At 65.1% G+C, this 19,254-nt stretch carries 21 protein-coding genes; 18 read left to right on the plus strand and 3 right to left on the minus strand.

Going from position 1 to position 19,254, the window contains the following annotated elements; all coding sequences use genetic code 11:
* Positions 1–121: 121 nt before the first annotated feature.
* The 5 genes from LK539_RS23645 to LK539_RS23665 all read left to right on the plus strand — a co-directional run bounded on the left by LK539_RS23645 (position 122) and on the right by LK539_RS23665 (position 4,581).
* On the plus strand, positions 122–1,027 hold the full coding sequence (locus LK539_RS23645) for a LysR family transcriptional regulator (RefSeq protein WP_227803523.1): 906 nt from the start codon (positions 122–124) through the stop codon (positions 1,025–1,027).
* 69 nt (positions 1,028–1,096) lie between these two features.
* Positions 1,097–2,179: a 4-hydroxyphenylpyruvate dioxygenase gene (gene hppD / locus LK539_RS23650; RefSeq protein ID WP_227803524.1), complete on the plus strand. Its 1,083-nt coding sequence runs from the start codon at positions 1,097–1,099 to the stop codon at positions 2,177–2,179.
* Positions 2,180–2,397: 218 nt separating this feature from the next.
* Positions 2,398–2,745 (plus strand): CidA/LrgA family protein, encoded by a 348-nt coding sequence (locus LK539_RS23655; RefSeq protein ID WP_227803525.1) that lies wholly within the window; start codon positions 2,398–2,400, stop codon positions 2,743–2,745.
* On the plus strand, positions 2,738–3,475 hold the full coding sequence (locus LK539_RS23660; protein WP_227803526.1) for an LrgB family protein: 738 nt from the start codon (positions 2,738–2,740) through the stop codon (positions 3,473–3,475). The genes LK539_RS23655 and LK539_RS23660 overlap by 8 nt, the downstream gene beginning before the upstream one ends.
* A 77-nt stretch (positions 3,476–3,552) precedes the next feature.
* A complete protein-coding gene (locus tag LK539_RS23665; protein WP_227803527.1) occupies positions 3,553–4,581 on the plus strand; it encodes a patatin-like phospholipase family protein in 1,029 nt (342 codons plus the stop codon).
* 50 nt (positions 4,582–4,631) lie between these two features.
* Here LK539_RS23665 and LK539_RS23670 read toward each other — a convergent pair whose 3' ends face one another.
* The gene (locus LK539_RS23670; protein ID WP_227803528.1) at positions 4,632–5,228 is read right to left on the minus strand and encodes a hemerythrin domain-containing protein; all 597 of its coding nucleotides are present in this window, start codon (positions 5,226–5,228) and stop codon (positions 4,632–4,634) included.
* 352 nt (positions 5,229–5,580) lie between these two features.
* Between LK539_RS23670 and LK539_RS23675 the strand changes: the two genes are divergently transcribed.
* The 4 genes from LK539_RS23675 to LK539_RS23690 all read left to right on the plus strand — a co-directional run bounded on the left by LK539_RS23675 (position 5,581) and on the right by LK539_RS23690 (position 9,055).
* Complete coding sequence (locus LK539_RS23675) at positions 5,581–6,612, plus strand: manganese catalase family protein (RefSeq protein ID WP_227803529.1); 1,032 nt, start codon at positions 5,581–5,583, stop codon at positions 6,610–6,612.
* Positions 6,613–6,666: 54 nt separating this feature from the next.
* Complete coding sequence (locus LK539_RS23680; RefSeq protein ID WP_227803530.1) at positions 6,667–7,590, plus strand: ZIP family metal transporter; 924 nt, start codon at positions 6,667–6,669, stop codon at positions 7,588–7,590.
* Positions 7,591–7,661: 71 nt separating this feature from the next.
* Positions 7,662–8,252 (plus strand): TetR/AcrR family transcriptional regulator, encoded by a 591-nt coding sequence (locus tag LK539_RS23685; protein ID WP_227803531.1) that lies wholly within the window; start codon positions 7,662–7,664, stop codon positions 8,250–8,252.
* Between the two features lie 101 nt (positions 8,253–8,353).
* Positions 8,354–9,055: an SDR family oxidoreductase gene (locus tag LK539_RS23690; protein ID WP_227803532.1), complete on the plus strand. Its 702-nt coding sequence runs from the start codon at positions 8,354–8,356 to the stop codon at positions 9,053–9,055.
* 61 nt (positions 9,056–9,116) lie between these two features.
* On the opposite strand, the gene LK539_RS23695 is transcribed toward LK539_RS23690, so the two are convergent.
* Entirely contained in the window at positions 9,117–10,460 is a 1,344-nt protein-coding gene (locus LK539_RS23695; RefSeq protein WP_227803533.1) for an MFS transporter, read from the minus strand.
* A gap of 180 nt (positions 10,461–10,640) precedes the next feature.
* Between LK539_RS23695 and cyoA the strand changes: the two genes are divergently transcribed.
* Genes cyoA through LK539_RS23740 form a run of 9 tightly spaced genes read left to right on the plus strand, consistent with a single transcriptional unit; the run spans position 10,641 to position 18,468 of the window.
* On the plus strand, positions 10,641–11,681 hold the full coding sequence (cyoA, locus tag LK539_RS23700) for a ubiquinol oxidase subunit II (protein ID WP_227803534.1): 1,041 nt from the start codon (positions 10,641–10,643) through the stop codon (positions 11,679–11,681).
* 2 nt (positions 11,682–11,683) lie between these two features.
* Positions 11,684–13,687 carry a cytochrome o ubiquinol oxidase subunit I gene (gene cyoB / locus LK539_RS23705; protein WP_227803535.1) on the plus strand — a complete coding sequence of 668 codons (2,004 nt, stop codon included), beginning with the start codon at positions 11,684–11,686 and terminating at the stop codon, positions 13,685–13,687.
* A complete protein-coding gene (cyoC, locus tag LK539_RS23710; RefSeq protein ID WP_227803536.1) occupies positions 13,680–14,318 on the plus strand; it encodes a cytochrome o ubiquinol oxidase subunit III in 639 nt (212 codons plus the stop codon). Before cyoB ends, cyoC begins: the two co-directional genes overlap by 8 nt.
* Positions 14,315–14,716, plus strand: coding sequence for a cytochrome o ubiquinol oxidase subunit IV (cyoD, locus tag LK539_RS23715; RefSeq protein WP_227803537.1), 402 nt, complete (start codon positions 14,315–14,317; stop codon positions 14,714–14,716). The genes cyoC and cyoD overlap by 4 nt, the downstream gene beginning before the upstream one ends.
* Positions 14,717–15,517 carry an SURF1 family protein gene (locus LK539_RS23720; protein ID WP_227803538.1) on the plus strand — a complete coding sequence of 267 codons (801 nt, stop codon included), beginning with the start codon at positions 14,717–14,719 and terminating at the stop codon, positions 15,515–15,517.
* 14 nt (positions 15,518–15,531) lie between these two features.
* A complete protein-coding gene (locus LK539_RS23725; RefSeq protein ID WP_229520951.1) occupies positions 15,532–16,884 on the plus strand; it encodes an ATP-binding protein in 1,353 nt (450 codons plus the stop codon).
* On the plus strand, positions 16,868–17,410 hold the full coding sequence (locus LK539_RS23730; protein WP_227803539.1) for a response regulator transcription factor: 543 nt from the start codon (positions 16,868–16,870) through the stop codon (positions 17,408–17,410). Before LK539_RS23725 ends, LK539_RS23730 begins: the two co-directional genes overlap by 17 nt.
* A gap of 6 nt (positions 17,411–17,416) precedes the next feature.
* Complete coding sequence (locus LK539_RS23735) at positions 17,417–17,806, plus strand: cytochrome c family protein (protein ID WP_227803540.1); 390 nt, start codon at positions 17,417–17,419, stop codon at positions 17,804–17,806.
* A gap of 8 nt (positions 17,807–17,814) precedes the next feature.
* Positions 17,815–18,468 (plus strand): MOSC domain-containing protein, encoded by a 654-nt coding sequence (locus tag LK539_RS23740; RefSeq protein WP_227803541.1) that lies wholly within the window; start codon positions 17,815–17,817, stop codon positions 18,466–18,468.
* A gap of 1 nt (position 18,469) precedes the next feature.
* Here the strand turns inward: LK539_RS23740 and LK539_RS23745 are convergent, their stop codons facing one another.
* Complete coding sequence (locus LK539_RS23745; RefSeq protein ID WP_227803542.1) at positions 18,470–19,231, minus strand: ZIP family metal transporter; 762 nt, start codon at positions 19,229–19,231, stop codon at positions 18,470–18,472.
* Positions 19,232–19,254 lie beyond the last annotated feature (23 nt).

Consider the following 19,254-nt stretch of genomic DNA (forward strand, 5'->3'; position numbering starts at 1 on the left):
ATCGCCGCCACTGTAGAAGAATTCAGCATGTTTTACGAGATGAATAGAAAAATGTAGACTATTCATCATCTAAATATTGCTGTTCCTGTGCCCGAGCCGGGCCGACAATGCAGCCCACGCCATGATCGAACCGCACACCATCGACCTGAACCTGCTGTCGGTGTTCCAGGAAGTCTACCGGGAGCGCCAGATTTCCTCGGCCGCGCGCAAGCTGGGGCTGAGCCAGTCGGCGGTGAGCAATGCGCTGGCGCGCCTGCGCCGTGCATTCGGTGACGAGCTGTTCGTGCGCACGGCCAGCGGCATGCAGCCGACCCCGCTGGCAAGCCAGATGGCCGAGCCGATCGGGGTGGCGATGGCCCAAGTGGCGCTGGCGCTGAACCAACGCAGCCGTTTCGATCCGGCCACCAGCCACCGCCGCTTCGTGCTGGCGATGACGGACGTGGGCGAGATCTACTTCATGCCGGCGCTGATCGAGCGCTGCAGGGTAGTCGCGCCGCAGGTCGAGATCAGTTCGGTGCGCGCCGGCGCGCTCGAACTGAAGGAGGAAATGGAAGGCGGGCGGGTGGACCTGGCGGTGGGGCCCTTCGAGGATATCTCGGAAGCGCTGTACCAACGGCAGCTGTTCCGCCAGCCCTACGTGACGATGTTTCGCAAGGGCCATCCGCTGGGCAGGGGCGAGGTGAGCTTGGCGCGCTTCGTGCAGGCCGAGCACATGCTGGTCGACTCGCACGAGAGCCCGTACGAGCGCATCAACGTGCTGCTGGCGCGCGCGGGGATCGGGCCGCAGGTGCGTTTCCGGGTGCCGCATTTCACCGCGGTGCCTTATATGGTGAGTAGCAGCGACCTGGTGGTCACGGTACCGCAGAAACTGGCCGAACGGGCCGCGCTGCCCTTCGGCCTGGAATGGATCGCGCCACCGCTGGACCTGCCGCCGCTGCAGACGAATGTGTTCTGGCACCGGCGCTACAACCAGGACCCGGGCAACCAGTGGCTGCGCGGCCTGCTGGCGGAAGTATTTGCGGAATAGTGCAAGATTTAGAGCGCCGCGCAGAGGAGACCTGCGCGGCCGATTGACCCACGACATAGAGGAAGAAAAATGGCAGACCTGTTTGATAATCCCATGGGCTTGAATGGCTTCGAGTTCGTCGAGTTCGCGTCGCCGACTCCGGGCTTGCTGGAAGACGTGTTCGGCAAGCTGGGCTTCACCAAGGTGGCGGTGCACCGCTCGAAGCAGGTGGCCCTGTACCGCCAGGGCGGCATCAACTTCATCATCAACAACGAACCGAAGAGCTACGCCGCCTATTTCGCCGCCGAGCACGGCCCGTCGGCCTGCGGCATGGCCTTCCGCGTGAAGGATGCGCACAAGGCCTACGCACGCGCGCTGGAACTGGGCGCCCAGGCGATCGAGATCCCGACCGGTCCGATGGAGTTGCGCCTGCCGGCCATCAAGGGCATCGGCGGCGCGCCGCTGTACCTGATCGACCGCTTCGAAGAAGGCAAGTCGATCTATGACATCGACTTCGAATGGATCGAGGGCGTGGACCGCAACCCGCCGGGCCACGGCCTGCAGATCATCGACCACCTGACCCACAACGTCTACCGCGGCCGCATGGCCTTCTGGGCCGGCTTCTACGAGAAGCTGTTCAACTTCCGCGAGATCCGCTACTTCGACATCAAGGGCGAGTACACCGGCCTGACCTCGAAGGCGATGACCGCGCCGGACGGCAAGATCCGCATCCCGCTGAACGAAGAGGGCAAGGCCGGCGGCGGGCAGATCGAGGAATTCCTCATGCAGTTCAACGGCGAAGGCATCCAGCACATCGCGCTGCTCACCGATGACCTGATCAAGACCGTCGACGGCCTGCGCGCCGCCGGCGTGCCGCTCATGACTGCGCCGCCGGAAACCTATTACGAGATGCTGGACGAGCGCATCCCGGGCCACGGCGAAAACGCCGAGGAATTGAAGAAACGCGGCCTGCTGCTGGACGGTAGCGTGACCGACGGCCGTCCACGCCTGCTGGTGCAGATCTTCGGCGTGGCGCAACTGGGACCGGTGTTCTTCGAATTCATCCAGCGCAAGGGCGACGACGGCTTCGGCGAGGGCAACTTCAAGGCGCTGTTCGAGTCGATCGAGCGGGATCAGTTGAAGCGTGGGGCGATTGCGGGAGTCGAGGCGTAAGTCTCGGCTGTTCAGGCAAAAGTCAAATTGGGCCTCGGCCTGCGCCGGGGCGACGGTTTCAGGCTGTCTTTGAAATCGAGCCTTAGCGGTCTTGCGAAGATCAACCAACGTCGTCCCGGCGCAGGCCGGGACCCAAGTCCCCAGCGCACCACGAACGCCACGCGGCGCACACCGCCATGACCAATTTGCTATCCTGAGCGCTTTGCCCCCAAAGCCTCATGCTCGCCGCCTTCACCATCCTCCTGCTGTTCCAATGCCTCGGCGAAGGCATCGTCTTCCTCCTGAAGCTTCCGATCCCCGGCCCGGTCGCCGGCATGCTGCTCCTGATGGCGGCGCTGATTGCCTGGCCGCGCCTGGAAAAGCTGGTCGAAGAGGCCGCCAATACGCTGCTGTCGCACCTGTCATTGCTGTTCGTGCCGGCCGGCGTTGGCATCGTGGCCACCGCCGCCAGCGGCAGCGGCCACTGGCTCGCGATCCTCGCTTCGCTCGCCGGCAGCACCCTGCTGGCACTGGCCGTGACCGGCCTGCTGCTCAAGGGCATGGGGAGAAAGGACGGCGATGCTTGAGCTGCACGAATTGACCCGATTCTGGGTCTACCTGTCCGCTTCGCCCCTGCTGGGCCTGACCATGACCCTGTGCGCCTACCTGGCGGCGCACCGCATCACGCGCTTCTTCAAAGGGGCGCCGCTGGCCAACCCGGTCGCCATCTCGATCGCGCTGGTGGCGCTGGTGCTGTGGGTCTCCGGCATGTCCTACCAGCGTTATTTCGCCGGCGCCCAGTTCGTCCACTTCCTGCTCGGCCCGGCCACGGTAGCCCTCGCGTTGCCCCTGGTACGCCAGCTGCCGCGCCTGCGGCGCGCATTCGTACCGCTGGCGGCGGCATTGCTGCTGGGCTGCGTCACGGCCATCGTCTCCAGCGTGGCGGTGGCGCTGCTGCTCGGCGCCACGCCCGAACTGGCCGCCACCCTCGGCCCGAAGTCGGCCACCTCGCCGATCGCGATGGCGGTCTCGGAGCGCCTTGGCGGCATTCCGGCGCTCACCGCCGCGCTGGTGATCGGCACCGGCATCGTCGGCGCCATCGTCGGTCCCTGGCTGTTCGACCGCCTGCGCATCGCTTCGCCGGCGGCGCGCGGCTTTGCGCTCGGCCTTGCCTCGCACGGGATCGGCACGGCGCGCGCCTTCCAGGGCGGCGCCGAGATGGGCGCTTTTGCCGGCCTGGCCATGGGCCTGAACGGCGCCATGACCGCGCTGCTCGCACCCTGGCTGGTGCCGGTCGTCATGCGCTGGTTTGCCTGACGGCACCGTCGCGCCTCCCATTTCTCGTGGTTGCTAGACTCGGACCATTTGATTTGAATACGGAGTCGAGCTTGACCATGACGAACAAGAAACTCAGCCTCGGCCTGCAGGGCGGGGGCACCTACGGCGCCTTCACCTGGGGCGTGCTTGACCGGCTGCTTCAGGAAGAACGCCTCGACATCAACGCGCTCAGCGGCACCAGTGCCGGCGCCATCAACGCGGCCGTGGTGGCCGACGGCTGGGCCCACGGCGGCGGAAGGGAAGGAGCGCGCGCCGCGCTCGACCGCTTCTGGCGCGCACTCGGACTGACTGCGGCCTTGAGCCCCATGCAGCGCACCCCGATGGACCACTTGGCCGGCGGCTATACGATGAGCTTTTCGCCCTTTTACCAATTGCTGGAAATGGCAGGTGCGCTGGCCGGCCCGGTGCGCGAGTTCCCGCTGACGGTGAACCCGCTGCGCAACTTTCTCACGGCGAACATCGATTTCGAGCGCGTTCGCGCCTGCAAGGAGCTGGCGATCTTCATCAACGCCACCAATCTGAACACCGGCACCGGCAAGGTCTGGGAGCGCGCCGAACTCGACGTGCAGAGAGTGATGGCGTCGGCCTGCCTGCCGACCGTGTTCGCATCGGTCGAGGTCGACGGCGAGCTGTACTGGGACGGCAGCTACACCGCCAACCCGCCGCTGGCGCCGCTGGTGGAATCGAACAACGCCCAGGACCTGCTCGTGGTGCAGATCAACCCGCCGGCACGCACCGAAACGCCGCGCAGCATGGCGGACATCAGCAACCGCGCCAATGAAGTCGCCTTCAATATCAGCTTCGTACGCGAGGTGAACACCTTGCTGCACAACCACGCCATCCAGAACGAAGAGAACGGCGAGGCTGTGACCTTTGCGCCGGTACGCCTGCACCTGATCAGTGCAGTGGACATGCTGCGCGACCTGAGCGTTTCGAGCAAGTTCAACGCGGAGCCGGTGTTCCTGCAGATGCTGCATGACCGTGGCGTGGCGGCGGCCGATGCCTGGCTGGCCGCGCACCTGGATGAGATCGGCCAGCGCACGACCATGGATCCGACGCCGGTGTTCCGGGCCATGGCGGCGTAAACGAGAACCGGCCGCGATCGCGGCCGGCTCGATCCAGCTGTCGCAGGAACTCAGACCGGGTTCGACTTCCAGGTCTTCTTCGGACCGAAGGCTTTGACCGCGAACAGCGCGCTGGCCAGGCCTACCACCAGGGCGGCGCCGCTGCCGCCGAAGCCGACGGCGTGTTCCTTGGCCAGCTTGCCCGCCTTCGGGCCCACCAGCTGCATGCGGCGCTTGGTCATCTGCGCGCCCAGTTCGGACAGTGCGTCACGGCTCAGCTTGGCCTCGGCATGCGGGAGCAGGGTGGTTTCCTCGTCGGCCACGTGGTGCATCACGTCGCGCATCAGTTCCATCACCAGCTTGTCGTGGCGCGGGTCGGAACCGCTGGTGCGGCGCAGCTCGGCGATCAGGCGGCGCATCTCCATGTGCTCAGGCTCGGCCTTGTGCATGAAGGGCTCGCCGGAGTCGCGCTGGCGCATCACCGGGTAGAAGATTTCCTCTTCGAGGGTCGCGTGGATTTCCAGCGCGTCGCAGATGGTGTCGGCCAGCGCCTTCTTGACGCGCGGCGGCTTGTCCTTTTCGTACTGGTGGAAGGTCACCATCACGTGCGAGTGGTCGAAGCGGATCATGTTGGTGATCGTCGGGCTCAGCTTATTCAGGTTAAACATTGTGTACCCCCTTTGTGGTCATATAGCTAACATGGTAGTTCGGCGCGACTCGTCTTTACTGTAGGAGTGCGCGCCGCGCCCGTGTCGGCACGGATCGCATGGGGAGGCGGGCGCAGGCCCTCGGCCTGTCCGTACTGCGCTTAAATGCCCGATAAATACGCTTATTTATCAATTCCAACATTTCCATCAAGTTCATTAATTGTCGCCCTAGTCCTACAACTCGACGCGCGAACACCCGATCCCCACTGCCGTGTCATCCTGCCAAGATGAGATATACGGGCTGGCGGTCACGGCCACAGCTCCCGACGGTGTCGCTCCGGCGCACCAATACTCATCAACGGAGGGATTGTTCATGTTTGCACATAACAAACGCCTGCAATACACGGTCCGCGTCAGCGAGCCAAATCCGGCCTTGGCCAACCTCATGCTGGAGCAGTTCGGCGGCCCGCAGGGCGAGCTGGCCGCGGCCATGCGTTACTTCACCCAGGCCGTCGCCGAAGACGATCCGGGCCGCAAGGACATGCTCTACGACATCGCAACGGAAGAGCTGAGCCACCTGGAAATCATTGGCCACATCATCGCGATGCTGAACAAGGGCGCCAAGGGCCGCCTGGCCGAAGCCGTTGACAGCGAAGCCGACATGTACCGGGCCATTACCGGTCCCGGTAACGACAGCCACATCACCCAGGTGCTGTACGGCGCCGGCACCCCGCTGATCAACTCGGCCGGCGTGCCCTGGACCGCGGCCTACATCGATTCGATCACCGAACCGACTGCCGACCTGCGCTCGAACATCGCGGCCGAGGCGCGCGCCAAGATCGTCTACGAGCGCCTGATCGCGCTGACCGACGACCCGGGCGTGAAGGAAGCGCTGGGCTTCCTCATGACGCGCGAAGTGGCACACCAGAAGTCCTTCGAAAAGGCGCTGTACGCCATCGAGCCGAACTTCCCGCCGGGCAAAATGCCGGCCGATCCGCGCTTTGCGAGCGTGTACTACAACATGTCGCAAGGTCCGGGCGAGATGCGCGGCCCGTGGAACCAGGGCGCCGACTGGGACTTCGTCACCGACCGCGAGAAGCAGCAGGCGGTGGACGGCGGCTCGGGCGAAGCCGAAGTGGCGCTGCCGAGCGGCGACATCGACATCCTCAAGCAGATGGCGATGCGCACCATGTCCGACCCGATGTCGACCCCGCGCACGGGTGCCGAACTCGGGATGAGCATGCAGTCCGATAGTGGTGCTACGATGGCTGGGTCCTCGGGCAATTCGATGGGCCAGGCCGTTACCGGCAACAAGGGCGGCCCGCTGGACGACACCGGCCTGACCCACCCGGTCGACAAGGGCGTGGCCAAGTCGATGAAGGCAATGAAGCCGACCAAGAAGTAAGCACGCGCCGCGCGGCCCACTCCCGGCGCCGCGCGGCATTTCTCCGGGTATTGCATGAATTTTCATATCGACAAAGCGCATGACAACCGGCTGCTCGCACTACGCACGCTGCTGCGGGCATTGACCATCCGCCGCGTGGTCGGCCTGCTCATCTGCAGCGTCGGCTGCATCCTCCTGCTGGGCAGCCTTGCCGAGCAGGTGATGAACGCCAACCCCCGGATGCACCGCGCGCTGCTGGGCGGCGCTACCGCCGCGGCCGCGACCGCGCTGGGCACCTTGCCGGTCTTGCTGGCACAGAATTTCTCGAAGCGTACCTACGACTGCTTCCTCGGCTTCGGCGCCGGCGTGATGCTGGGCGCGACCGCATTTTCCCTCGTGATTCCCGCCATTGCCGCCGCCAAGTCGGCCGGCTCGGGCAACTGGGAAGCGAGCCTGATGGCGGGCGCGGGCATCATGGCCGGCGCCGGCGCCATCCTGCTGCTCAGCCGCGCCGTGCACGTGGACGGCATCCTGGCCGGCGGCGATGCCGGCGTCTCGCTGCGCCGCGCTTGGCTGTTCGTCTGGGCCGTGGCCCTGCACAACCTGCCCGAAGGCCTGGCGATCGGGGTCGGCTACGCCGGCATCGACGTCGAAAAGGCGAATGCCCTGGCCACCGGCATCTCGATCCAGGACGTGCCCGAAGGCCTGGTGGTGGCGCTGGCCCTGCGCACCGTCGGCTACAGCCGTCTTACCGCGGTGGGCCTGGGCATTGCGTCCGGCCTGATCGAGCCGGTGGCGGCGGCCTTTGGCGTGGCCCTGATCGGCATCGCGGCGGGCATGCTGCCTTTCGCCCTGGCAGCGGCCGGCGGCGCCATGCTGTTCGTGATCGTCAACGATGTCATTCCCGAAATGCGTCAGAACGGGCACGGCACTTTCGCCAGCATCGTGATGGTGTTCGGCTTCATCCTGATGACGGTGCTCGACACGGCGCTGTCCTAACCGGCGGGCCTTGACAAATAATATGATGGGTATAATATGACACCCATCATATTTATTTGCGGACCTTTATCATGTCGGCCAAGTCGAGCAAGCGCGAACAGTCCCACCATCGCATCGTTGAAGCAGCCAGCCGTGCCGTGCGGCGCCATGGCTACGCCGGCGTCGGCGTCGCGGAGGTCATGAAAGAGGCTGGGCTGACCCATGGCGGCTTCTATGCGCATTTCGATTCGCGCGATGCGCTGCTGGTCGAGGCAATCGAGCATGCGGGCGCCATCAGCAGCGCGGTGCTGGACGAGCGCGTTGCCGAGCGCACCCGCGAAACCGGCAATCCGCTGCAGGCCCTGATCGAACTCTACCTGTCCGACGAGCACCTGGCGTATCCGGAACACGGCTGCGTGGTCGGGGCGCTGGCTGGCGAAATGCCGCGCCAGGAAGAGGCGGTGCGGCTGGCGTCGACCCAGCGCGTCGACCGGCTCGTGCGGCGCGTCGCCGCCGCCCTTCCCGAAAGCGCGGATCCCGCGCTGCCTGGCGTGATCGCGGGCGCCCTCGTCGGCAATCTGCAGCTGGCGCGCGTGCACGGTGACAATGCCGATGGCAGGGCGGCGCTGGCCAGCGCGCGCCAGTTGCTCGTTTCCCTGTTTGCCGCACCACGCAAGGCCTGACCTACCCGCCGCCGGCACTGCCGGCTTTTTTTGATGCATGAATATGACGACCATCATATGAGGTACATCATATTTTTCGTATGACTCCTGAAAGGAAAGCGATGAATATCCAGAATGCCACCGTACTCGTGACCGGCGCCAACCGCGGCCTGGGCGCAGAATTCGCCCGCCAGGCGCTCGCCCGCGGCGCCAGCAAGGTCTATGCCGCGGCCCGCGATCCGTCCACCGTCGGCCTTGCCGGCGTTGTCCCCGTCAAACTCGACGTGACCGACGCCGCTGCGGTCGGTGCGCTGGCGGCCGACCTCGGTGATGTCGATCTCGTCATCAACAATGCGGGCATTGCCGACATGAAGGGCGTCCTCGATCAGGATGCGGATGCCAGCCTGCGGCGCATGCTCGAAACCAACGTGTTCGGCATCCTGAATGTGTCGCGCGCTTTCGCTCCCGTGCTGGCGCGCAATGGGGGCGGCGCATTCCTGAACGTGCTGTCGGTGGCAAGCTGGATCAGCAGCCCGGTTTTGGCGGCGTATGCGGTCAGCAAGTCGGCCGCCTGGGGCCTGACCAATGGCTTGCGCAACGAACTGGCGGGCCAGGGCACCCAGGTGCTGGCCCTGCACGTCGGCTTCATCGATACCGACCTGACCAAGGGCCTCGGGGTACCCAAGCTCGGCGTTGCTACCGTGGTCGACAGCGGCTTTGCCGCGCTGGAGGAGGGGCGGGCCGAGGTCGCCGTCGACGAGTTGACCCAGGCCGTCAAGCGCGGCCTGTCTGCCGAGCCCGGCATCTACACGCTGCCGCGCTGAGTGCGCCGGCAATGAAAAACGGCCCCGGATGGGGCCGTTTTACTATGAGAACGCGTTTCGCTCAGTCGCGGATTTCCAGCGCCCGGTTCAGGCTCAGCGCCGCCAGCGAGCCGACCGCGCCCGACAGCAGGTAGAGGCTGACGTAGCCGAGGCCGAAATTCGCCGACAGGCCGAGCGCGACCAGCGGGGCAAAGGCCGCGCCGACCAGCCAGGCCAGGTCCGAGGTCAGGGCCGCGCCGGTATAGCGGTACTGCTGCTTGAAGTTCGCGGTCACGGCGCCGGCGGCCTGGCCGTACGACAGGCCGAGCAGGACGAAGCCGACCAGGATGAAGATGTTCTGGCCGGTTTCGCCGCCATCCATCAGGGTCGGCACGAAGCCCGAGAACAGGGCGATCAGGGCGGCCAGGGTGCCGAGGGTGGTGCGGCGGCCGACCTTGTCGGCGATCAGGCCCGAAGCCAGCACCGCCAGCACGGCCAGCGCAGCGCCCCACATCTGGACGTGCAGGAACTCGTCCATCGGGCGGGTATCGTAGAGCTGGATCCAGGACAGCGGGAACACCGTCACCAGGTGGAACAGGGCGTAGCTGGCCAGCGCGGCCAGGGCGCCGATCGCAATGTTGCTGCCCTGCGACTTCACCAGCTCGCCGACCGGGGCCGGGTCGAGTTCGTGGGCGTCCAGCAGGCGCGAATATTCGCTGGTCGAGACCAGGCGCAGGCGCGCGAACAGGGCCACGATGTTGATCGCGAAGGCGCAGAAGAACGGGAAGCGCCAGCCCCAGACCAGGAAATCGTCCTGCGACAGGTTGCTCAGCAGGTAGGCGAACAGGCCGGCGGCGATCAGGAAGCCGATCGGCGCCGCCAGCTGGCCCAGCATCGCGTAGAAGCCGCGCTTGTGCTCCGGCGCCGACAGGGCCAGCAGCGAGGGCAGGCCGTCCCAGGAACCGCCCTGGGCGATGCCCTGGCCGATGCGCATCAGCGACAGGATCACGATGGCCGCCATGCCGATCCGGTCATAGGACGGCAGGAAGGAAATCACGACGGTGCTGGTGCCCATCAGGAGCAGGGCGATGGTCAGCTTGATTTCGCGGCTGAAACGGGTTTGCAGCCACATGAAGATCACCGTGCCGATGGGGCGCACGATGAATGCGAACGAAAAAATGATAAACGAGTAGAGTGTCGCTTCCAGCCGGTCAGCCCACGGGAAAAAGATCGCCGGGAACACGAGCACGGAAGCAATGGCATAGACGAAGAATTCGAAATATTCCGAGGCGCGGCCAATGACCACGCCGACGGCTATTTCACCCGGGTGGATTTCGCCATCCCTGGCGTTGATGTTGCGGGCCCCGCTGGTCGGGTGGGTGATGGGAGCGCTACCTGCAGCGCCGTACGTCGTCGTGCTTTGCATATCTTCGTCTCCTGAGGTCAGCTGGCCTCGACAGCCTGAAATCGCGCCTCTGCTTGTTGTGATTGCGGCGATGCCGTAATTGCAATATAGCAAGGGTGGGACAAAGTGTCCAATGGTTGCCGTAGGCCGTTGGCGTTACAGTAGCATGTTCTTATTCCCATGTAACGTTAGATACCTAGCATGATTCCTAAAATTGTCCGCCGCGGACTCCCATTACTCCTGCTTGCACTGCTGTCCGGCTGCAACACGGTGGTGATGAATCCCACCGGCGATATTGCAAAGCAGCAGGCAGACCTGATCACGATCTCGGTCCTGCTCATGTTGATCATCATCGTCCCGGTGATGATCCTGACTGTCCTGTTCGCCTGGCGCTACCGCAAGAGCAACACCAGCGCCAAATACGAACCCGACTGGGACCACTCGACCAAGCTCGAACTCGTGATCTGGGGCGCGCCGCTCCTGATCATCATCGTGCTGGGCCTGATCACCTGGGTCTCGACCCACAAGCTGGACCCGTACCGTCCGCTCGACCGCATCGACGAGCACCGTCCGATCCCGGCATCGACCAAGCCGCTCGAGGTGCAGGTCGTGGCGCTCGACTGGAAGTGGCTGTTCATCTATCCGGAGCAGGGCATCGCTTCGGTCAACGAACTGGTCACCCCGGTGGACGTGCCGATCCGCTTCAAGATCACCTCGTCGACCGTGATGAACACCTTCTACATCCCGACGCTGGCCGGCATGATCTACGCGATGCCGGGCATGGAGACGACCCTGAACGCCGTGCTGAACAAGCCGGGCGACTACAAGGGCCTGTCCGCCAACTTCAGCGGCGAAGGCTTCTCGCACATGCACTTCGCCTACAAGGGCGTGAGCACGGGCGAGTTCGACGCCTGGGTCCAGCAGATGAAGAGCAATCCCGAACAGCTGAACCGTGCCGGTTACCTGACCCTGGAAAAGCCGTCCGTGCGTGAGCCGGTGCGCCATTACGGCCAGGTGGAAACCGCGCTGTTCAACCGTGTCCTGAACCGCTGCGTGGCCGAAGGCAGCGTCTGCATGAACCAGCAGATGGCGGACGACCACAAGCGCAACCAGATCGCCGCGGCGGCCAAGCGCCTGCCGAAGCAGGGCAGCGATGCCCAACTGGCGGAACTGGAAATGTGTGTGACGCCTGCAGCCGGTGGTCCGGTTCCGGGCACCAATAACAATCCTGTGAAGAAGTAACCATGCAAGACTCTCTCGACTTGACGAAGCTTATCTTCGGTCGGCTCAGCTGGGACGCGATTCCGTTCCACGAGCCGATCCTGATCGCAACCTTCGCCGGCGTGATCGTCGGTGGCCTGGGCCTGGCGGCCCTGATCACCTACTTCCGCCAGTGGGGCAACTTGTGGAACAACTGGTTCACCAGTATCGACCACAAGAAAATCGGCATCATGTACATGATCCTCGGCCTCATCATGTTCCTGCGCGGCTTCGCCGACGCCCTCATGATGCGTGCGCAGCAGGCGTTCGCCTTCGGCTCCAACCACGGCTTCCTGCCGCCGGACCACTACGACCAGATCTTCACCGCCCACGGCGTGATCATGATCTTCTTCGTGGCGATGCCGTTCGTGACGGGCCTGATGAACTATGTCGTGCCGCTGCAGATCGGCGCGCGCGACGTGGCATTCCCGTTCCTGAACAACTTCTCGTTCTGGATGACCACCATGGGCGCCGTGCTGGTCATGGCCTCGCTGTTCGTGGGTGAATTCGCACGCACCGGCTGGCTGGCCTATCCGCCGCTGTCGGGCATCCTGGCAAGTCCTGGGGTGGGCGTCGACTACTACATCTGGTCATTGCAGATCGCGGGCGTCGGTACGCTGCTCTCGGGCGTCAACCTGATCGTCACCATCGTCAAGATGCGCGCACCGGGCATGGGCCTGATGAAGATGCCTGTCTTCGTCTGGACCTCGCTGTGCACCAACATCCTGATCGTGATCACCTTCCCGATCCTGACCGCCGTGCTGGCCATGCTGGGCATGGACCGCCTGTTCGACACCGCGTTCTTCACGAACGACCGTGGCGGCAACGCGATGATGTACGTGAACCTGATCTGGATCTGGGGCCACCCTGAGGTCTACATCCTGATCCTGCCAGCCTTCGGCATCTTCTCGGAAGTCGTCTCGACCTTCTGCGGCAAGCGCCTGTTCGGCTATACCTCCATGGTCTACGCGACCTGCGTCATCATGGTGTTGTCTTACCTTGTTTGGCTGCACCACTTCTTCACCATGGGCAGCGGCGCGAGCGTCAACTCGTTCTTCGGCATCACCACGATGATCATCTCGATCCCGACGGGCGCGAAGATCTTCAACTGGCTGTTCACGATGTACCGCGGCCGTATCCGCTTTGAACTGCCGATGATGTGGACCGTGTCCTTCATGCTGACCTTCGTCATCGGCGGCATGACCGGCGTGATGCTGGCGATCCCGGCGGCCGACTTCGTGCTGCACAACTCGCTGTTCCTGATCGCCCACTTCCACAACGTGATCATCGGCGGCGTCGTGTTCGGCATTTTCGCCGGCTTCAACTACTGGGCGCCGAAGATGACCGGCGTGAAGCTGAACCAGTTCTGGGGCAAGGTCTCCTTCTGGCTGTGGTCGATCGGCTTCTGGTTCGCCTTCCTGCCGCCCTACATCCTGGGCTTCATGGGCGTGACCCGTCGTACCAGCCACTTCGAAGACCCGGAACTGCAGCCGCTGTTCCAGATCTCGCTGTTCGGTACCCTGATGATCGCTGGCGGCATCGCTGCGCTGATCCTGCAGATCTTCTTCACCTGGAAAGACCGCGCCAAGCTGCGCGACGTCACCGGTGACCCGTGGGATGGCCGTACCCTGGAGTGGGCGACCTCGTCGCCGCCGCCGGACTACAACTTCGCCTTCACCCCGGTGGTGCACGACAACGACACCTTCGCCGACATGAAGAAGAACGGCTACCAGCGTCCGCTGAAAGACTATGTGGCGATCCACATGCCCAAGAACACCTGGGCCGGTTTCGGCATCTCGGCACTGTCGGCCGTGGTCGGCTTCGGCATCATCTGGCACATGTGGCTGCTCGTCGCCGTGTCCTTTGTTGCCATGATGGCCGCGATCATCATCCACACGTTCAACTACAAGCGCGATTACTACATTCCGGCAGAAGAAGTTGCCCGCACTGAAGAAGCGCACACTATGCTGCTGAAGAGCCATGTCTGAAATTAAAGCTACTATTCCCGGCGGCCTGACCGCCGACGAGGTGACCGCGCGCTACCTGGTGCGCGAGCACCATCCGGAACAGGGCACCCTGCTCGGTTTCTGGATTTACCTGATGAGCGACTGCCTCATCTTCGCGTCCCTGTTCGCCACCTATGCGGTGCTGGGCCGTAACTACGCCGGCGGTCCGACCGGCGCCGAGCTGTTCGACCTGACGCTGATCGCCATTAACACCGGCTTCCTGCTGCTGTCGTCGATCACCTTCGGCTTCGCAATGGTGTCGGCTCAGGCCAAGAAGCTGGGCGCGACCCTGCTGTGGATGGGCGTCACCGGCCTGCTGGGCGCGGCCTTCCTGTCGCTCGAGATCTACGAGTTCCTGCACCTGATCCATGAAGGCGCGGGTCCGAGCCGCAGCGGCTTCCTGACCGCGTTCTTCTCGCTGGTCGGTACCCACGGCCTGCACGTGCTGTTCGGCGCGATCTGGCTGATCACCCTGATGGTGCAGCTGTCGAAACACGGCCTGACCACCGAGAACTTCCGTCGCCTGCAGTGCCTGTCGCTGTTCTGGCACTTCCTGGACGTCGTCTGGATCGGCGTGTTCACCTTTGTCTACCTGATGGGAGTGCTGCCATGAGCGATCACATCCACCACCACGAGCACGACCACGACGGTCACACCAGCTTCGTCACGCATTACAGCATCAAGGATTACGCCATCGGCTTCGTGCTGTCGCTGATCCTGACCGCGATCCCGTTCTGGCTCGTCATGGGCAACGTGCTGCCGCCGGAAACGACGAAGTACGTGATCATGGGCTTCGCCGCCGTGCAGTTCGTCGTGCAGATAATCTACTTCCTGCACATGAACTCGAAGTCGGAAGGCGGCTGGAACATGATGGCGCTGATCCTGACCGTCGTCCTGCTGGTCATCGTGCTGGCCGGCTCGATCTGGGTCATGCACCACATGAACGCCAACATGATGCCGGCCATGGGTGGCGCAAGCGACACCACCCACGGCATGCACGACATGCAGTAAATGCAGGACCGCGGCCAGCAGGCAGGACCCGCCGCCCATCCCCCGCGCAGCCTGCTTGCGCGGCGGGTGCTGGCGGTGGTGGCCCTGCTGCTGGTCGTATTGTTCCTGGGTCTGGGAACCTGGCAGGTCGTTCGCCTGCAATGGAAGCTGGACCTGATCGCACGCGTCGACGCACGCGTGCATGCGAACCCGGTCGCGCCGCCTCCCGCTGCGCGCTGGGCGCAAGTCTCCAGAGAATCCGACGAATACCGGCGCGTACGTCTTGCCGGGCACTACCTCTACGAATTCACCACCCCCGTGCAGGCCGTCTCCGAGCTTGGCGCGGGCTTCTGGCTGCTCACGCCGCTGTGTACGGCGGAGGGCCACATCGTCTTCATCAATCGCGGTTTCATTCCGGCGACCGGGAACAAGCCGGGGCGTTACCCCGGCAAGCAGGCCGGCGCCGACCCCTGCGCCGGCGCGGGCGAGCGCGTCGACGTCACCGGCCTGCTGCGCATCAGCGAGCCGAAGGGCGGCTTCCTGCGCGATAACGACCCGGTAACGAACCGCTGGTTTTCACGCGACGTCGCCGCACTGGCGGCGGCGCGCCGGCTGACCAACGTTGCTCCGTACTTCATCGACGCCGGCAAGAACCAGGACCCGGCCGACGCACCCGAGCGCGCCGTTGGTGGCCTGACCGTCATCTCCTTCCAGAACAATCATCTGGTCTATGCCCTGACCTGGTACGCGCTGGCCCTGATGGTCGGCGCCGCCTGGTGGTGGGTCAGCCGTCATGGCGGTAAAATCCGCGACGACGACTGACAACATCGACCCGCATGATCCAGAACCCCCTCGATTTCTTCGCCAAGGCCGGGCGCAGCTCGCCGCAGGCGGCCGCCGCCAACGTCGAATTCGCCGCGGGCCACAAGAACATGCTGCAGCTGATCGAGCTGCGCTGGATCGCCGTGATCGGACAGATCACGACCATCGCCTCGGCCATCCTGATCTTTAACATCCAGCTGCCGCTGGTGCACATGCTGCAGGTGCTGGCCTGCCTGATCGCCTTCAACGTCGCCAGCCACCTGCGTTGGCACGAGCGGCGGCCGGTCTCCAACAGCGAAATGTTCATGGCCCTGCTGGTGGACGTCGCCAGCCTGACCGTGCTGCTCTACCTCTCGGGCGGCATCAACAATCCCTTCTCGTTCCTCTACCTGCTGCAAGTGATCCTGTCGGCCGTGCTGTTGGAGGCGCTGTGGACCTGGACCATCGTCCTGATCACGATCGCCTGCCTGGCCGGCCTGGCGATGTACGCCCAGCCGCTCGCGCTGCCTTTCGACCATGCGCGCGGGATCTCGAGCCTGTACATCCAGGGGCTGCTGGTCTGCTTCGCGCTCAATGCGGCGCTGCTGGTCATGTTCATCTCGCGCATCTCGGATACGCTGCGCCAGAAAGCGGCGCAGCTGGCCTCACTGCGCCAGCATGCGGTGGAAGAGGAGCACATCGTGCGCATGGGCCTGCTGGCCTCGGGCGCCGCCCACGAGCTGGGCACGCCGCTGGCCACGGTCTCCGTGATCCTCGGCGACTGGAAGCGCATGCCGCAGTTCCGCGACGACCCTAGCCTGCTGGAAGAGATCACCGAGATGCAGACCCAGCTCCAGCGCTGCAAGACCATCGTCAGCGGCATCCTGCTGTCGGCCGGCGAAGCGCGCGGCGAATCGGCGGTGCGCACCACCGTGCGCGCCTTCTTGGACGGCGTAGTCAAAGGCTGGCGTGCGAGCCGGCAAGTGGCCGCCTTCCAGTACAATAACCGTATCGCGCACGACTTGCCGGTGGCCTCCGATTCGGCGCTCAAGCAGACCATCGACAACCTGCTCGACAATGCGCTCGAGGCCTCGCCCGACTGGGTTGGCCTGGATGCCTGGATCGAGGACGGCACCCTGTACGTCGCCGTGGTCGACCGCGGCCCCGGCTTTGCGCCAGGCATGCTGGGCCAGATCGGCAAGCCCTACCAGTCCACCAAGATCAAGCCGGGACGGGGCCTGGGGCTGTTCCTGGCGGTGAACGTGGTGCGCAAGCTGGGCGGCTCGGTAAACGCGGTCAACCGGGAGGAGGGCGGCGCACAGGTGACATTGAGCCTGCCGCTGTCGAGCATCGAACTGGAAGAGGAACGCATTGACGGAAAACATTGAGCGCCTGCTGCTGATCATCGAAGACGACGAGGCGTTCGCGCGCACCCTGAGCCGTTCCTTCGAACGGCGCGGCTACCGGGTCCTGGTCGCACACGGACAGGACGAAGCGGCTGCGCTGCTGGCCGATCATCACCCCGGCTACGCCGTGGTCGACCTGAAACTCAAGGGGAATTCCTCGGGCCTGGCCTGCGTGCAGCTGCTGCACGAGCACGATCCGGACATGCTGATCGTCGTGCTGACCGGCTTCGCCAGTATTGCCACCGCGGTGGAAGCGATCAAGCTGGGCGCGGTCCAGTACCTGGCCAAGCCCTCGAATACCGACGACATCGAGGCCGCCTTCGGCCACGTGGCCGGCAACACCGAGGTCGACATCACCAACCGCTCGACCTCGATCAAGACCCTCGAATGGGAACGCATCCACGCGGTGCTGGCCGAGACCGACTTCAACATCTCGGAAGCGGCGCGCCGCCTCGGGCTGCACCGGCGCACGCTGGCGCGCAAGCTGGAAAAGCAGCGGGTGAAGTAGGGCAGCATGCCTAGACTTATCCTCGCCATTCTCCTGCTGGGCGCGGCAAGCACGGCGCAGGCAGCCGATCCGCTCGCAGCCGGCCGCAGCGCCTTCAAACGCTGCGCCAACTGCCACCAGGTCGGCCCCAACGCGCAGAGCAATTTCGGGCCCCAGCTCAACGGCGTCCTCGGCCGCCGCGTCGGCAGCCTGCCCGATTATGCCTATTCGCCCGCCATGAAGAAGTCCGGCTTCGCCTGGGACGAGCGGCGCCTGGCGGCATTCATCCGCGATCCGGACGCCGTCGTTCCCGGCACCCGCATGCGCTTCTGGGGCTTCCTGAGCGAGCGCCAGGTGGGCGACATCGTCGCCTACCTGCGCTCCTTCCCGCCGGCCGCGGCGCCGGCGAGGCGCTGACCCGGGCGATGGGGAAGGTCGTCGCGCTGTCGGTGCGCCCGCCGGGTTCTCCCGCGCCGATCCCGCAAGATGCACTGCAGGCCCTGGCGGGAGAAGGTTTGGCGGGCGACCGCCACGCCGACCCGCGCTCGCCGCGCCAGGTGCTGATTGCCAGCGCCGCCGCCTATGAAGAGCTGGGATTGCCCCCGTTCGCGCTGCGCGAAAACCTGCTGCTCGCGCTGGACACGCAGGAACTCGAATCAGGCATGCTGCTGCGCATCGGCGCCGATGCCGTCCTGTGCCTGAGCTTCCAGTGCGAGGCCTGCGGCGCCCTCGACCTGCAGCGGCCGGGCCTGGCGCGCGCGATCCTTGGACGGCGTGGCGTGCTGGCGCGAGTTGTGCAGGGCGGCGCGATCCGGGTCGGCGACCCCGTCGTGGTGCTGGACCGGCGCTTGCCGGCGCTGCCGGAGGACTGGCGCGAGCGGGTTGTGCAGGTGCTGGCCAGCCTGCCGCCCGGCATGGTGGTCGAGTATGCCGAGCTGGCGCGCTTCGCCGGCATCCAGTCGAGCTACTGCCGCGCCTTTCCGCGCCTGCTCGCCAGCCGCGGCCTGCAGGGCAGGGCGGTGCCGGCGCGCTCGAATTCGGCCGCGCCGCGCTGGGACGGCGCCGGGCTGTTCGACTAGCTCAGCCGCCCAGCTTGCTCAGCGCAAAAGCGGCCAGGAAGCCGGCCACCGTGATCAGGCCGGCAAAATCATGGGTTTGTTCGAAGGCTTCGGGAATCATGGTATCGACCAGCATGGCCAGCACGGCGCCGGCTGCCACCGCCGTGGTGGCGGCCACGATCTGCGGCGAAAAATCGCGAAACACGGCATAGCCGACCAGGGCCGCGACACCGGAAGCGAGCGCGATCCCGCCCCAGATACCGAAAATGTAGCCGCGCGAACGGCCGGCCTGCTTCATGCCGGCGGCACTCGACAGGCCTTCCGGAATGTTCGACAGGAAGATGGCCGCCACCGCCACCACGCTGACGCCGCGCCCGCCCAGCATCGACAGGCCGATCACGATCGACTCCGGGATGCCGTCGAGCAGCGCGCCAACCGCGATCGCCATGCCGCTGCCGCCATTGTCGGCGGCCGTCGGCTGCTTCGCCGAGCGCTTGCGGTGGCGCGCCCCGCGGTGCGACAGCCACCAGTTCGCGGCCGTGTAGACGGCGGCGCCGCCCAGGAAGCCTGTCGCGGTGGAGGCGAAGCCACCGGTATGGAAGGCGTGCTCCATCAGTTCGAAGGACAGGGCGGAAATCAGGACGCCGCTGCCGAATGCCATGATGGCCGCAATCAGTCTTTGCGGCACCTTCACCGCGTAGCCGACCGCCGCGCCGAGCAGCAGGGCGCCGCCTGCCAGCAAGCCCCACAGGCCCGCCTGCAGCCACAGGGGCAAGCCGTCCATGCGTTCTCCTTTATCGTCTATTG

Source organism: Massilia sp. IC2-476, assembly GCF_020707295.1.
In the GTDB taxonomy this organism is placed as follows: Bacteria; Pseudomonadota; Gammaproteobacteria; order Burkholderiales; family Burkholderiaceae_D; genus Telluria.